This is a genomic window from Pyrodictium occultum, from assembly GCF_001462395.1.
GTDB classification, from domain to species: domain Archaea; phylum Thermoproteota; class Thermoprotei_A; order Sulfolobales; family Pyrodictiaceae; genus Pyrodictium; species Pyrodictium occultum.
In genome coordinates this window covers 609,972-623,454 of record NZ_LNTB01000001.1, presented here as the reverse complement: position 1 = coordinate 623,454, position 13,483 = coordinate 609,972, and the positions used below count along the sequence as shown (strand labels likewise).

16 protein-coding genes are annotated in these 13,483 nt (G+C 59.1%); 7 read left to right on the top strand and 9 right to left on the bottom strand.

Annotated elements, in window-relative coordinates; genetic code table 11:
• Positions 1–34: 34 nt before the first annotated feature.
• Positions 35–1,267: a M20 family metallo-hydrolase gene (locus CF15_RS03435; protein ID WP_058370543.1), complete on the bottom strand. Its 1,233-nt coding sequence runs from the start codon at positions 1,265–1,267 to the stop codon at positions 35–37.
• A gap of 130 nt (positions 1,268–1,397) precedes the next feature.
• Between CF15_RS03435 and CF15_RS03430 the strand changes: the two genes are divergently transcribed.
• The gene (locus tag CF15_RS03430; RefSeq protein ID WP_058370542.1) at positions 1,398–2,348 is read left to right on the top strand and encodes a thiamine-phosphate synthase family protein; all 951 of its coding nucleotides are present in this window, start codon (positions 1,398–1,400) and stop codon (positions 2,346–2,348) included.
• Positions 2,349–2,423: 75 nt separating this feature from the next.
• Here CF15_RS03430 and CF15_RS03425 read toward each other — a convergent pair whose 3' ends face one another.
• Positions 2,424–3,230, bottom strand: coding sequence for an ATP/GTP-binding protein (locus CF15_RS03425; RefSeq protein ID WP_236698109.1), 807 nt, complete (start codon positions 3,228–3,230; stop codon positions 2,424–2,426).
• Between the two features lie 119 nt (positions 3,231–3,349).
• Between CF15_RS03425 and CF15_RS03420 the strand changes: the two genes are divergently transcribed.
• From CF15_RS03420 to CF15_RS03395, 6 genes are all read left to right on the top strand, one after another.
• On the top strand, positions 3,350–3,721 hold the full coding sequence (locus tag CF15_RS03420; protein WP_058370541.1) for a hypothetical protein: 372 nt from the start codon (positions 3,350–3,352) through the stop codon (positions 3,719–3,721).
• A gap of 126 nt (positions 3,722–3,847) precedes the next feature.
• Positions 3,848–4,051, top strand: a complete 204-nt coding sequence (locus tag CF15_RS03415; RefSeq protein WP_058370540.1) for a ribbon-helix-helix domain-containing protein — start codon at positions 3,848–3,850, stop codon at positions 4,049–4,051.
• Positions 4,052–4,133: 82 nt separating this feature from the next.
• Positions 4,134–4,394: a hypothetical protein gene (locus CF15_RS03410; protein WP_058370539.1), complete on the top strand. Its 261-nt coding sequence runs from the start codon at positions 4,134–4,136 to the stop codon at positions 4,392–4,394.
• Positions 4,395–4,429: 35 nt separating this feature from the next.
• Positions 4,430–5,794, top strand: a complete 1,365-nt coding sequence (locus CF15_RS03405) for an NfeD family protein (RefSeq protein ID WP_083494462.1) — start codon at positions 4,430–4,432, stop codon at positions 5,792–5,794.
• 254 nt (positions 5,795–6,048) lie between these two features.
• Positions 6,049–6,972, top strand: a complete 924-nt coding sequence (locus CF15_RS03400; RefSeq protein ID WP_070807814.1) for a CBS domain-containing protein — start codon at positions 6,049–6,051, stop codon at positions 6,970–6,972.
• Between the two features lie 253 nt (positions 6,973–7,225).
• Positions 7,226–7,678 carry a Fur family transcriptional regulator gene (locus CF15_RS03395; RefSeq protein WP_058370537.1) on the top strand — a complete coding sequence of 151 codons (453 nt, stop codon included), beginning with the start codon at positions 7,226–7,228 and terminating at the stop codon, positions 7,676–7,678.
• A 114-nt stretch (positions 7,679–7,792) separates the two neighbouring features.
• Here CF15_RS03395 and CF15_RS03390 read toward each other — a convergent pair whose 3' ends face one another.
• The 7 genes from CF15_RS03390 to CF15_RS03365 all read right to left on the bottom strand — a co-directional run bounded on the left by CF15_RS03390 (position 7,793) and on the right by CF15_RS03365 (position 13,364).
• The gene (locus CF15_RS03390; RefSeq protein WP_058370536.1) at positions 7,793–8,122 is read right to left on the bottom strand and encodes a hypothetical protein; all 330 of its coding nucleotides are present in this window, start codon (positions 8,120–8,122) and stop codon (positions 7,793–7,795) included.
• A 181-nt stretch (positions 8,123–8,303) separates the two neighbouring features.
• Positions 8,304–8,741 carry an HTH-type transcriptional regulator LysM gene (lysM, locus tag CF15_RS03385; protein WP_058370535.1) on the bottom strand — a complete coding sequence of 146 codons (438 nt, stop codon included), beginning with the start codon at positions 8,739–8,741 and terminating at the stop codon, positions 8,304–8,306.
• A gap of 47 nt (positions 8,742–8,788) precedes the next feature.
• Entirely contained in the window at positions 8,789–9,103 is a 315-nt protein-coding gene (locus CF15_RS08805; protein WP_168371244.1) for a hypothetical protein, read from the bottom strand.
• Complete coding sequence (locus CF15_RS03380; protein WP_070807813.1) at positions 9,100–10,080, bottom strand: hypothetical protein; 981 nt, start codon at positions 10,078–10,080, stop codon at positions 9,100–9,102. The genes CF15_RS08805 and CF15_RS03380 overlap by 4 nt, the downstream gene beginning before the upstream one ends.
• A gap of 28 nt (positions 10,081–10,108) precedes the next feature.
• Positions 10,109–10,489 carry a vWA domain-containing protein gene (locus tag CF15_RS03375; RefSeq protein ID WP_168371243.1) on the bottom strand — a complete coding sequence of 127 codons (381 nt, stop codon included), beginning with the start codon at positions 10,487–10,489 and terminating at the stop codon, positions 10,109–10,111.
• A 280-nt stretch (positions 10,490–10,769) separates the two neighbouring features.
• Entirely contained in the window at positions 10,770–12,392 is a 1,623-nt protein-coding gene (locus CF15_RS03370; protein WP_058370533.1) for a CTP synthase, read from the bottom strand.
• 24 nt (positions 12,393–12,416) lie between these two features.
• Positions 12,417–13,364 carry a PLP-dependent cysteine synthase family protein gene (locus CF15_RS03365; RefSeq protein WP_168371242.1) on the bottom strand — a complete coding sequence of 316 codons (948 nt, stop codon included), beginning with the start codon at positions 13,362–13,364 and terminating at the stop codon, positions 12,417–12,419.
• Positions 13,365–13,483 lie beyond the last annotated feature (119 nt).

Sequence of the window (13,483 nt, the reverse complement as noted above, 5' to 3'; positions counted from 1 at the left end):
GGGGCTTGGCTGTTAAAACATGGCGGCGCGGCGGCTAGGCCTTGTTGAGCAGGTAGTGTAGGAGTGTATCCACGTCCGCCAGCACGTAGCTCAGGCGGGTGTACTCGTTAGGCTGGTGGGCCGTCTCGTCGCACGTCATCCAGACTATTGCCTGGTAGCCGTGGCGGCGCAGGTAGCGGGCCACCGTGCCGCCCCCTATGCCCACGGGCTTCGGCTCCACGCCCCTAGCCTCCCTTATAGCCTCGAGGAAGCCCTTCACGAACACGCTGTCCGTCCTAGTAGGCTCGCCCGCCTCGTCGAGTGCCACGGGCTCAACCTCCACCCCGGCGCCGGTCTTGGCGGAGAAGCTGTAGGCCACGGCCCTCACCGTGTCGAGGACCTCCTCCAGGCTGTAGCTTGGGAGTATCCTCATATCCCAGTACACCGTGTCCACGCCAGGTATAGTGTTTATGTTGCCTACGTTCTCCTCCTTCCTCGTGGGCTCGAAGGTGGAGACGGGTGGCTCGAACCTCTCGTCGTAGCGGGTGAACCTCTCGTGCAGCAGCCTGTCCAGCTCCAGGCTGAACATCATTCCTAGGCGGTGGGCGTTGAGCCCCGTGTGGGGCATGCTGGCGTGGGCCTGCCTCCCCCTCACCGTGACCCTTATCCAGGCTATATGCTTCTCCGCCACTATCACCTTGGAGCCGTCGGGGCTCCCGGCATCCGGGACCAGGAACCAGTCGGTCTCAGGCGGGCCGAAAGCCCCCTTCTCGAGGAGGTAGATGAGCCCGTACCTGCTGCCCGCCTCCTCGTCGCTCACCAGGGCTATGCCCAGGTTTACCCGGGGCTCGAGGCCCTTCTCCACCAGGTGCTTGGCGGCCGCGAGCGCGAGCACTATGCCCTGACCGTCATCCTCCACGCCTCTGCCATACACCTTGTCGCCCTCCACCACCACGCTGTAGGGGTTGCTCCTCCAGAGACTAGGGTCACCCTCCGGCACCGTGTCCATGTGGGCCACTACCCAGAGGGTGCGGCTCTCGTCGCGGCCGGGGAGGACTGCGAGCAGGTTTGGGCGCACGCCTCCCTCAGCCCTCGGGTCGCTCGCATCAAACCTCTCTACTCTGAGGCCCAGCTTCTCCAGCTCCTCTTGAAGCACCCTGGCCCTCTCCAGCTCGCCTCTGCCCCCGAGGTCCGGGGGGAGCGCCTTCACCGGTATGAAGCGCTTGTATAGATCCACTATGTAGCTTTTGAGCTTATCTACATCTCTCTCTCCGAGCACGCGGGGCATAGCGGGGGCGCCACCCCCTTCTCCGCCAAACCCGGGGCACGCACCTGCTTAAGAGGAGTCGTATGCTCTCCTTCTCCCCTGGAGGGCTCCCCGGAGCCCTTCAGGCAATGCGCCCGGGGAAGGAGGGCCTATGCTCCCGCACGAGCTCGCCGCACGCTATATAGTGCCCTCCATGAGGGCTCTTGTAGCCCATGTGCTCAGGGAGAAGGGGCTAGGCCAGGAGAGGATAGCCAGGCTCCTTGGAGTCTCCCAGCCCATGGTGAGCAGGTACCTGAGGCGGAAGAGGAGTGAGGTGCTCCGCGAGCTCGAGGAGGCCGGCGCCCTCGGAGACGAGGCGTCCTCGGTGGCAGCCGTCCTGGCCTCGAGGCTCCTCCAGGGCGACTATAGGGGCTATATCTCCCTCTTCACGAGCTACATAAACACGCTCCTCGTCCGCGGCTCCCTCTGCCAGCTCCACCAGCGCCTCGACCCCATGGTGCCCCGCGACTGCAGCATATGCTCCAGCCTCTTCCAGCCCGGCAGCGACCCCCTGGTGCTGGAGGTGGAGGAGGCGGTGAGGCTCTTCTCCTCAGCCCCCGGCGCCGAGCAGCTAGTACCCAACGTAGGCTCCAACATAGTCGCAGCGGCCCCCCACGCCTCCTCGTTGCAGGAGACCGTCGGGCTCACCGGGGCCCTAGTCCGGGCCGGGGACAAGGTCGTGGCGGTGGGTAACCCCGCCTACGGGGGGAGCAGGCACACTGCACAGGTGCTTCTCCTGGCCAAGAAGAGGTGGCCCGGCATCCGCGCCGTGGCGGTGATAGCCCACTCGCGGAGCTGCATCGAGAGGCTAAGGGAGAAGGGGCTCCACGTGATCGAAACCGGGCCCCATAGGAGCCCCGAGAGGCTTCTAGAGGAGATAGCGGAGGTGCTCTCCAAGACAGGCGGGCCCGTGGACGCTGTGGCGGACCTGGGCGGCCAGGGCCTCGAGCCCGTGATCTACGTCTTCGGCCCCAACGCCCTAGAGGCCGTGGAGAGGGCGCTCACCTGCCTCCCCCGAGGGCCGCGGAGCCCCGGGCAATCCCCCGGCGGGAGAGAGCCCTAAGGGGGACCGCAGCCTCCTCCAGGCGAGACGCGTGGCCTAGAAACCCGGCCCATGACCGCGGGCCGCTGGGAGGGGCTAGAGCCGGGGGCTCGGCTCCTCCGTGTAGAAATCCTCTCCCCCCACAAGCACCTGCTGGAGCGCTGCGTAGACATCATCGAGCCCGTAGCCCGAGAGTGCTGAGACGAAGCGCAGCGCCGCGGGAGCCGTGGAGCCCTCGGGCACCAGTGCTTCGAGGCTCCTCGCCGCCGCCTCAGCCATCAGGGGGTCGAGGCCCCCAGCTACGAGGGCGTTGTAGAGGTTCTCGGGGCTGTTAACCTGCTCCTGGATCTCCTCCATCTGCTCCGGCTTCAGGAGGTCGGCTTTAGAGACCGCGTTCACTTGTGGGAGGCCGAGGCGGAGCCTGGTTGAGAGGGCCAGGAAGAGGCTGGAGGCTAGGCTGCGCGGGTTGGAGGCAAACACGGCGTCGAATATGAACAGGGCGGCGGCGCGTTCGCCGGCTATTATCTCGCGTACCACGTAGGGCCCGGTGTCGCGGAAGGCAAATAACTCCATCTGGCCCGGCGTGTCTATGAGCACGTAGTTAGCCTTGGTCGCCTCTACCTCCGACCTTATCTTGTCCACGTAGTTCATCAGCATGTCCACCGACGCCACCAGGGCCCCATTGGGGCCGAGCCTGTGCTTCTCCATGATGCTCCTAGCTTCTATGTAGTCGCGCACGTCCACGTCGGGCTCGTAGGGGAGCCACTCCGCCGCCGGGTCCAGGTTTACACGGGCTACATCAAGCTCGTTGAACTCCAGCCAGTCCCCGAGTGCGTCAACTAGATGGGACTTACCGCTGCCCGCAGGCCCCACCACGACTACGAAGAACACGGCCTGCTGCACCTCTCTAGGAGCAGCCTCCCGCCCGCCCGGGGGTAATCTGCTAGGAGCCCGGCAGCGTCGTAGAGGCCTAGTGCTTATTATCGCCACAGTCTTGGCTCTCGCCGGGGGCTCGGGAACCCTTGGCCGACGAGCAGGTTGGGGAGAGGCTCGTACCCGTTAAGGTTGGCTCGCTGAGGGACCTGGCCAGGATAGCGGCGAGCATAGTAACCCTCGGGCAGCCAGCTTACCTTGTCCGGTTCCCCGGCAAGGATGGTGGGAAGGTGTACGGTATCATAGCGGTGCTGCGCGACTACTACAAGCTCTACGGGCTCCCCATGCTCTACTACTATGTCGACAGCGGCAACGAGCTCGGCGACGGGAGCTACCTGCTCGTGAAGCTAGACGACCAGGGAGAGCACATCGAGGTGTCACACGCTACACGCCCAGGCTGGGTGGCGATACCCATCATAAACCTGGCCGAGAAGCCCAGCTTCTTCCCCGAGGAGGTCTAGCAGCCCCCAGGGGCCCCGGGGGAGCTCCAGAGGAGGCAGCGGATTCAGTGGAAGAAGTAACACAGCTCCCCCGGGTTTTAAACCTTACCTCCATGCCTACAGCGTCCCTACCGGTGAGCCTCCGGGATGCGCCTCGTAACCGTGAAGATGCCCGAGACATACCTTGAGGGGCTCGACGAGCTTGTCAAGATGGGCAGGTACAGTAGCCGGAGCGAGGCGATAAGGATAGCCGTCCGCGAGCTGCTCAAGCGCGAGCTATGGGGCGTCCCCGAGCACCCTACCGGCTTCGAGCTCGCCCCGCGGAGGGAGCCCCGCCGCGTAACCGTCTAGCCCCCTCCGGGGGCCGCGGCTAGCCCTTATGGGCAGTTGGTTTTTAGCAGTACACCGCCCCTCGCGGGCCTCTGGGAACGCTATGTCGCTCCTAGCCCTGGCCCTGGCTGGGGGAGTGCTGGGCCTCGCCTACGCCTTCATTAGGAGGGCTGAGCCAGAGAGGGCGCTCAAATACATAGTGGCTGGGGCCATAGGGCTCCCGCTGGTCTGCGTGACAGCCAGTATTCTCGTGAAAATCATAGTGTTCCTCATAGCTGTCGCCGTGATCGCCGCCATACTCTACATCATCTACGTGTTCCTGGCAGAGAGGGGCCTCGAGGGGCATGGGTTTAGGAGGCCCTAGCCCCTTCCACCTGCTGGGAGGGCCTGCAGGAGGGGATGGAGACGCGCTTGTCCCGGGAGTGGCTGGCCGCGGTAACGCTGCTGGCCGTCCTCATGCCTCTCGCCGCCCACCACTCCCTCAGCGCAGGGGACGGGAGAAGCATTGTTGTCGTGGCCCCTGTTAAAGGGGTCATAGACGGGTCCATACGGGACTACGTTGCGAGAGCCCTGGAGTACGCCGAGAAGATGCACGCCAGCGCCGTGGTGCTTGAGCTCAATACTCCCGGCGGGAGCCTGGACGCTGCACTAGACATTGTGGAGATGCTGGAGAGGTCGCCGACGCCGGTCATAGGCTTCGCTAGGGGCCGCTGGGCGGTGAGCGCCGGGACAATGATACTCATGTGCACCAGCTACGCCGCGATGGAGCCGGGCACTGTTATAGGCGCTGTCCAGCCAGTCGAGCTGACCAGCAGCGGGGAGTACCGCCCGGTTAACGAGTCCAAGATACTGAACCCCGTCTACAAGAAGATTGAAGCGTGCATGAGGCTCCACGGCAGGAATACGAGCCTCGCCAGGGAGTTTGTCTACCACAACCTGGTGCTGGACGCCGAGGAGGCGGTGAGGCTCCACGCGGTGGAGGCGGTCGCCAGGAGCCTATGGGAGCTGCTGGAGAAGGCGAATAATACTGTGGTTGAAACCATATACGGGCCCGTTAGGCTCACGCTGATAGAGCCAAGGATAGTCTACTATAGCATGCCTCCAGGCCTCCGGCTGGCCCATACACTCTCGGACCCCCTGGTCAGCTCCCTCCTCACAACCATGGCAGTGCTAGTGATAATAGCCGCTATCGCCAGCGGGCACCCGCTAGCCATAGCGGCCGGGATAGCGCTGATGCTCCTCGGCCTCTTCGGCCTAGGCCTCAGCGCCAGCGTACTGGCAGCCGCTCTGATGCTGGTAGGCGCGATCATGCTGATAGCGGAGCTGGCGCTCATACCCGGCTTCGGCGTGGTCGGGATAACGGGCATACTACTACTGCTCATAGGCGGCTTCATAATGTTCGCCGGCAAGCCTATATACATTGCTGGGGAGAGCCTCCACAGCACCCTCTACACGCTCCTAGCTGCGACCGTGCCTATAGCCGGGCTAACCCTAGTGGTCGTATACAAGGCTGCCAGGGCCTGGAGGCTGAAGCCCATCTACCAGCCCTCCCCCGTGGGGAAGAGGGGGAAAGCGCTCGACGACATCCCTCCCAGCGGCACCGGCTTCGTGCTGGTCGAGGGAGAGTACTGGCAGGCCCGCAACACGGGAGATAAGCCCATCCGACGTGGCGACATGGTGCTGGTCGTAGGCAAGGAGGGGGCAATTCTGCTCGTGAGGCTTGCACCGGAAGCCCCGGGGAGCCGGGGAAGCAGGCTAGGATAAACCCCGGCACCTAGGCCAGGACACTTTCAGAAACCACTATTATCTTAATAGTTATGTTGCCATACTATGATTATTATTGCTGCCTGATAAGAAGGCTGGTCCCGGCACCATCCGTACTATCTTTAGTTGGTTCCTATACCGTCCTGCGGACGAACACTAGGAAGGTTCTAAGTGATAGAATATAATATATGTGAGCACGCTGGGGCTCCAGTGCGGCGGGTGGGTTAGGGGTGGTTGCCCACTACAGACTTACCATGTCACAGCGTGAGGTGCTGGAGGCTCTTATAAAGCTTTATGAGCAGAAGCGGCGGCTCATAAAGAGCAAGGAGATAGCGGAGGTCATAAACCGCGACGAGGGCACAGTACGTAACATAATACTCAGCCTCAAGAGCCTCGGCCTCGTGGAGTCCAAGACGGGGCCCAGCGGTGGCTACATGCCTACCCTCAAGGCCTACGAGGTAATGAGGGGCGCCATGACCCAGGTGCCGGTTAAGCTGCGCAGGGACGGCACAGAGATAGACGTGACTGTTATAGGCATTGAGATACTCGACGTGCTGAACCTTGAGGGCGGTAGGGCGATACTAAGGGTGCACGGCGATATAAGGAGGCATGTGAAGCCCGGGGATCACGTGGAGATAGGGCCTACACCCCTAGCCAACGTCAGGATAGAGGGCACAGTAGTACATATGGATCCTGCTAGCGGCCAAATGAGCATAAAGATAGCCCGTATGGTGAGCGTTCCGAAGGTGCCAGTTATAGAGATTGCTAGCCTTAAGCCGCTCACAACCAGCCCCGAGACGCCTATAAAGGAAGTGGCGGCCATTCTCTCCTCGAAGAGGATACGCGGCATACCGGTAGTCGAGAGGGGGAGGCTAGTCGGGATAATAACCCAGACAGATCTCACGCGGGCCCTGGCCGAGGGCAGGATCGACGCGAAGGTACGCGACTACATGTCAAGCCCCGTGATAACCGTGAGGGAGACCGACGACATTAACCATGCCATAGAGCTTATGAACAAGCATGATATAGGCAGGGTTGTAGTCGTAGACTCTGCGGGGCGTGTAGCAGGCATTGCGACGAGAACGGACATACTGAGGTTCATAGCGGGCATTTCCAGGAAACGAGCAGGCCCTGAGGGCAGCGTTTCCCAGGCTTCCACGAGCCAGGCCGAGGCCTAGGGATCCGTATAGGGCATGTTGCAAAGTCCCTGGAGGGCTTATAGGAGCACGCTCACCCACACCCCGGGTCCCTCCTAGGGGCCGGTGAGGAGTACTCCCCAGCTAGAGCATCCTCCACCTGAGATGACGAGAATTCCTTTAGCCGAGGCCAGCCCTGGGTACGTCAGGGAAAGATAGATTAACGCGGAAGACAATATTAGAGCGGGATTAGGCGCTGTTCCTAGGTTGGAAGAACTTCGGGAGGGGTACTACGGTGGTCGCTGCCAGCGGGAACGTCGAGGAAAGGCTTGTACGGCTGATAACCGAGCTGAGGAGGCAAGGGCTCCGGGTTACTGCTCAGAGGCTCACGATAGCGCGTATAGTGTTCGAGAACATTAAGGATCACCCCAGCTTCATGGAGATACTCGAGAAGGTTCGGCAGGTAATGCCGAGCGTGAGCCCCAGCACGGTGTACAATAACCTCCAGCTTCTCGAGAAGCTAGGGCTCATCAAGAGCTTCGACGTCGCAGGCGAGACACGCTACGACGACACCAATCCCCATATCAATGTGGTGTGCCTTGACAACGGCAAGGTGCTGGACATAGATCATAACGCCACCAGTATAATGGACGAACTCGTGAAGATGCTTGGGGGCGACAAGAGGGTATACGAGGTAGTGGTGTACGCGTACTGTGGTAAGAGGGGGGAGGCCTCAGGGCCAGGCTGACGTCCTCACCGCCCGGCTTCGGTGTGGGCGACAGCTCCTCAGCGGCCCCGAGATGCGACTACCTGTCTAGAGGTGCGGCTCTTAGCCGTTACCTCTTCGGGGCTGCCTAGGATGCTACACCGTCTCCTCGCCGGTATGCTTGCCCTGGAGGGGCTCGGCCAGGTTCAGCTCCTCAAGCACCTTGAGGAGCTCCTCTATCTTTTCGGCTACACGCATACCCTGCTCGGTTAGCTTCACGCACTTGCTGCTACCGCAGTAGAAGAGCCTTATGAGGCCGAGCGTTGCGGCCTCGCGGGCGCTGCGGTAGGTTGTACCAACACCTATACCGTAGCGGGGGATGCGGTGTATCGGCATAGGGCCGTGCTCGTAGAGTATCGCTAGTATGCGTAGTATCCCGGGCCGTGCTAGTAGCCAGTACCTACGCGACATCCCCGTGCTGTTCATGGCTCCTCACCGCTCGCCGGGGGCTGGAGGCATTTCAAAGGCTTCGCGGAGGGCCGGGGTGACATTAGGAGGGCCTCCCTCGGCCTTCTCCCCACGTGAGTAGTGTTAAGGGTTAGGCTTGAACAGTGTTTGCAAGCAGTTTTATTATGCCGGGGCCCCTGCTTCCCGCCGCCTGCTCTCCCTACACCCATTGGCGTAGGACTATCATGGAGTTTGTGCCAGAGACTCCAGGTATCGACCTTATATAGTCTATACACTTGTTTACGTCATCTATCTTCTCGCCGCGCACCATCACCAGTATATCGTAGTCCCCGGTCACCTCGTACACGGCCTCCACGAGGTCGAGCGAGAGTATCTTCTTGGACACCTCCGGCACCGACACCGGGGGCTGGGTTCTCACAAGTATGAACGCTCTTATCTCGCTCCCGGTATCGTAGACTATGGTGAACTTCTTTATCACACCAGTCTTGATGAGCTTTGTTATCCTCTTCCTTACAGCCGACTCGCTCAGCCCCAGCTCCTGGGCCAGCCTCACGTAGGACATGCGGGCGTTGTCGCGGAGGAGGCGGAGGAGCTTCATATCTATCTCGTCGATGCTCGGCTTCTGCTGGCCCTGCATAGCCGGCTCTACACCTCTCCACCACCGGTAGGGGCTGGCTACACCTCTTACAGGGCATCCAGCCCTGTATACATAATCCTTAACGACACATTTGATGCTAGAATAGCTATGTATAGATCCACTGGTTCAACCAAACCCTCACGCAGCATTGCCGAAGCATTTGCATGAGCTATTCTCGGACTCACAATGTATAGGGCTGGAACCGGTGTGGGGGATGGATGAATACCTAGTCTTGTAATCTTAGAAGTTTTAGCTCCAATAAAATTGATCAGGCCTGTCCTGCTCAAAACTCCTGCCAACATGAATCCGAGGAGTACTGAGATGATCGAGGTTAAATAGATTTTTAGAAACATACCTATCAAGAACAGCACCCCATAAACATGGGGAGCGGGAACATATTGGTTTTTAAGAGGTAGAAGAATCCGAGCGCAATAGTGTTTCGAATAATCATTGATATAGCCATAATCCTCAAACCATCCCTAACACCATATAAGCTCGTATAGTATGGGATCAGCCATCTAAGATAATTCACATTAGCAAAGACTGATCCGAGGAGTAGGGAGGCTAATAAGTCTCTCACACTAATTAATCCCCTATCCAGCAAGTTTGCGGCGAGAGTGTAGGCTGCAATATTATTCACCATAGCAGTTGCAACCACACTAATCTCCTGCATGGATAGGGGTAGAAGGGTTGTGATATATTTCATAGTATATGTTAAATATTTGAAAATACTGAAAGATATGAGCAGTGATGTTATAAGTATTGCTGGCACCATAATCTTTAGGATGGGTATTAATAATTTCACAGTCCTAACCAGTGCCTCCCCCACGGTTTTCCTAGAAAACACAACTGAACACATGTGTTTTCGTGGAATATTTCTCCTCCTCAAACTCTTAAACATGATCCTACCAACTAATATGAAGATTACTGTTTGGATAAACCCTATGAGAACTAGTATTCCAAAATAGATTAAGCCTATCCCCCCAAGAGTTGCTAGGAGTACTGGTAGTAGCGATTTCCAATGCCCAACTATTGCGGGGAAAGCGTTTATAAGAGCAGCTACATATAGTTCCCTCCTACTAATCCTATTACCCCTATAGAAACCTGCAAGCATAGCGCTTCCAGCCTTTGGATCAAGAAACGATGCTGTAAAGGATAGAGCACATTCACTTGGAAGATTTGAGAGATTAATAAAGGGTTTGCTTATAATAGAGAATTTATCAATAACCCTACTTACAACTAGGAGCTCAGCTATGAATGTGCCAATGAATAGTGTGGGGATTGAGTGTTCTAAGAAGCTGGAAGCTATTCTTAAAGCTGTTACTAGCTCATTTAACACATAATACCCCCCAACCTATTATATGAGCCTATACCTTGTAGACTTTTGCACCAGCTGCCTCGCTTAAGAGGGGGATATAGGATATCCCTGGATCTATTTCACTAGTCCTTGTATCATATATTGTGAGCTCTATATTACTCCTCCTAATCTCTCTTCCAAGCCTAATGATCTCATCCTTAATATCCCCGTATAATGGGACATTAGCTTTACCATCCGTTATCAGGAATGCTCTAATCCTCAACGACCTATCCCTCAACCTCTCCCTTCTAGCTAGTAGTATTAGGTTGTAGAGTGCTGAGCTTAACGGTGTTTTCCCACCTATTGAAACCTTCTCTATCCCCTCCAACACCTCTACATAGTTCTTAGTCGGTGGAATATATAGTTTCGACTCACTACCCCTAACAATCATTAAAGCTATCTTAGTCTAGGGAGTATACTGGTGTTTCTGGTTTAGATGTGTTTATGGGTTATAGGAGTGGTAGGGAGATTGTTAGGTATAAGTTGTTGTTTCACTGGTTAATCGTGCAGGAGGAGGGTTCTCATATACTCCACTTGATCGCTCCAGGCGATAAAATTGTTTTCTTAGAGAATTATGTAGAGTATTGTCACTGGCATAATGGTCCATTGGAGAGGAAGGAGATAATCTCCGCGGCCGCACCCCCGGGTGTTAGAGGGTGCGGGCCCTGGCCCTAGCCCTCCCCGGCCGGGTCAAGCCCCTGGGCGGCGCGGAGTAGGCCAAGGAAGAGCGGGGCCGGCCTCATCGGTCTGCTCCGGAACTCCGGGTGGGGCTGGCTGCCGACGAAGAACCGGTAGCCCTTCAGCTCTATGAACTCTACGCGGCCTCCCTCCAGGCTGTAGCCGGATACATCCATGCCAGCCGAGACGAGCCGGTCGAGGTACTTGGGGTTGACCTCGTAGCGGTGGCGGTGCCTCTCATAGACTATCTCCTTGCCGCCGTAGACCCTGTGGACCAGGGTGCCGTGTATCAGCTTTATCGGGTAGGAGCCCAGCCTCATGGTGCCGCCTAGCTGGTTCACATAGCGCTGCTCCTCTAGTAGGTCTACCACTGGGTAGGGGGTGTCGGGGTCTAGCTCGGTGCTGTTAGCGTCCTCGAGGCCTGCCAGGTGCCTAGCTATAGCCACCACTGCAAGCTGCATGCCGAAGCATATCCCCAGGAAGGGCTTCCCCTCCTCTATGACCTCCTTTATTACTGCTATCTTGCCCTCCGCACCTCGGGCGCCGAAGCCGGGAAGCACTATTACAGCATCGTTCTCCTCCAGAGGCTTCCTGGGGCTCAGCTTGCCCTTCTCCACCAGCGTCGACTCGTACCAGTTTAGGATGGGCTTCACCCGGAGCGCTGCGCCGGCGTGGCGCAGAGCCTCTATTATGCTGAGGTAGCTGTCCTTGAGCTTGGTGTACTTGCCCACCATTGCTACCCCGACGGGCTTGCTCGCCCCCTTCACCCGGTGGACGAAGTCCTCCCAGGCGGATAGGTCTGGCTTCCTGTCCTCCAGCCTGAGCCTCCGGGCTATGTAGCGGCCGAGGCCCTGCTCCTCGAGTATCAGGGGGACCTCGTATATCACCTCCACGTCAGGGTTGCTGAACACCGCCTCGGGAGGCAGGTTGGCGTAGAGGGCTATCTTGCTCCGGGCCTCGTCCTCCAGCGGCTTAATGCTCCTAGCGATTATCGCGTCTGGCTGTATTCCTATCCTTCTCAGCTCCTGGACGCTGTGCTGGACCGGCTTCGTTTTCTGCTCCCCGGTGGTGGAGAGGACCGGTACCAGAGCTACGTGGATGAATAGGGTGTTCTGGTAGCCCTCCTCCATTCTCATCTGGCGCACTGCCTCAAGGAACGGGAGCCCCTCTATATCGCCTACCGTGCCGCCTATCTCCACGAGCACTATGTCGGCCCCGGTATTCCTCGCAACCTCTCTTATCCTGGCCTTGATCTCATTGGTTATGTGGGGGATTACCTGCACCGTCTGGCCCAGGTACTCGCCGCGCCTCTCCCTCTCTATCACGGTGAGGTATACCTGGCCCGTCGTTATATTGTTCCTCTTGGAGAGGAACGTGTCAAGGAAGCGCTCATAATGGCCCAGGTCTAGGTCGGTCTCCCCGCCGTCCTCGGTCACGTAGACCTCGCCGTGCATGTAGGGGTTCATGGTGCCAGCGTCAACGTTTATGTAGGGGTCTATCTTTATTGCTGTGACGGTGTAGCCGCGGGCCTTCATGAGCAGGCCTATGGAGGCTGTGGTTATCCCCTTACCGACGCTGCTGAGGACACCCCCCGTCACGAAGATGTACTTTGCCATGCCCTGCCCGCTTTTGAGGCTCCACTAGGCCAGCCAGCTATTAAGGAGAGCGGCTCCTCCGGCAGCTCCCAGCCGGAAGCTGCTGGAGAGCTCGGGGTAGCGGGCCAGGCTGTCGGCCGCTATTATCACCACCGTTGAGCCTGGGTCGAGGACTCTCTCCAGGATCAGCCTGGAGGCCGCGGCGAAGGCGGCCCCGGTGGAGGGGCCCGCCAGCAGCCCGGTGGCAGAGGCCAGGGCCTCAACCCCCATGAGAGCCTCCCGGCCGCTAACCTCGACCACCGTGTCCACGAGGGCCCGGTGCCTCTCATAGAGCGGCGGCACGCTGCGGGAGGCGAGGCCCTCTATAGTGTCGCCGCCCTCTCCGCCGGCTAGCCTGGAGCCCCTGGGGGTTACTGCCACCACCAGCGTGCTGCCCTGGCTCTCGCGCAGGCGGCGGGCGACGCCGGTGACTGTTCCACCGGTCCCGACGCCCATCAGGAAGGCGTCAACCCTACCCACTTGCTCCACTATCTCCGCACCGGTGGTCTCGTAGTGGGCCAGGTGGTTGTACTCGTTACTGGTCTGGTCGAGGAGGAGGCAGCCCAGCTCCTCAGCGCGCTCCCTGGCCCAGTCCCTGCTCAGTCCCTCATCGCCTATCTCGACGACCTCCCCGCCCAGCATCCTTATGAGGCTCTTCTTAGTGTTCGATGCCATGCGCTCCACGAAGAGGGTTGGGCGCAGGCCGAGGCTCCACGCTATCCAGGCGACGGAGGTGGCTGTGTTGCCGCTGCTCACCTCCGCCACGCAGCCGCCTGGGCCCAGGTCTCCCCTCTCGACTGCAGAGCGTATCATGTAGAGTGCTATCCTATCCTTATGGCTGCCCGTAGGGTTTACATACTCTAGCTTGACACAGAGCCTATAGCGGCCAAGCTGGAAGCACCTGGTGGGCGTGGAGCCCACTATTCTGGACAGTTTCTCCAGGCGGGAGAGCATCTCCCCTCGGCTCGAGGCGGAGCCGCCATAGAGCCCTGGCACATGAAGGCCCTGCAAGGTCCTCCCGGTCCTCCCTTCATAACCCGGCAGGGCCCTGGATGGGTCCAGCGCCCCCAGCC

Excerpts from the sequence above, each read along its gene's own strand:
- CF15_RS03370 (WP_058370533.1), bottom strand. The coding sequence starts at position 12,392 with ATGGCAAAGTACATCTTCGTGACGGGGGGTGTCCTCAGCAGCGTCGGT.
- CF15_RS03400 (WP_070807814.1), top strand. The coding sequence starts at position 6,049 with ATGTCACAGCGTGAGGTGCTGGAGGCTCTTATAAAGCTTTATGAGCAG.
- CF15_RS03365 (WP_168371242.1), bottom strand. The coding sequence starts at position 13,364 with ATGCTCTCCCGCCTGGAGAAACTGTCCAGAATAGTGGGCTCCACGCCC.
- CF15_RS03435 (WP_058370543.1), bottom strand. The coding sequence starts at position 1,267 with ATGCCCCGCGTGCTCGGAGAGAGAGATGTAGATAAGCTCAAAAGCTAC.
- CF15_RS03410 (WP_058370539.1), top strand. The coding sequence starts at position 4,134 with ATGTCGCTCCTAGCCCTGGCCCTGGCTGGGGGAGTGCTGGGCCTCGCC.
- CF15_RS03415 (WP_058370540.1), top strand. The coding sequence starts at position 3,848 with ATGCGCCTCGTAACCGTGAAGATGCCCGAGACATACCTTGAGGGGCTC.
- CF15_RS03375 (WP_168371243.1), bottom strand. The coding sequence starts at position 10,489 with ATGATTGTTAGGGGTAGTGAGTCGAAACTATATATTCCACCGACTAAG.
- lysM (WP_058370535.1), bottom strand. The coding sequence starts at position 8,741 with ATGCAGGGCCAGCAGAAGCCGAGCATCGACGAGATAGATATGAAGCTC.
- CF15_RS03390 (WP_058370536.1), bottom strand. The coding sequence starts at position 8,122 with ATGAACAGCACGGGGATGTCGCGTAGGTACTGGCTACTAGCACGGCCC.
- CF15_RS03405 (WP_083494462.1), top strand. The coding sequence starts at position 4,430 with ATGGAGACGCGCTTGTCCCGGGAGTGGCTGGCCGCGGTAACGCTGCTG.
- CF15_RS03430 (WP_058370542.1), top strand. The coding sequence starts at position 1,398 with ATGCTCCCGCACGAGCTCGCCGCACGCTATATAGTGCCCTCCATGAGG.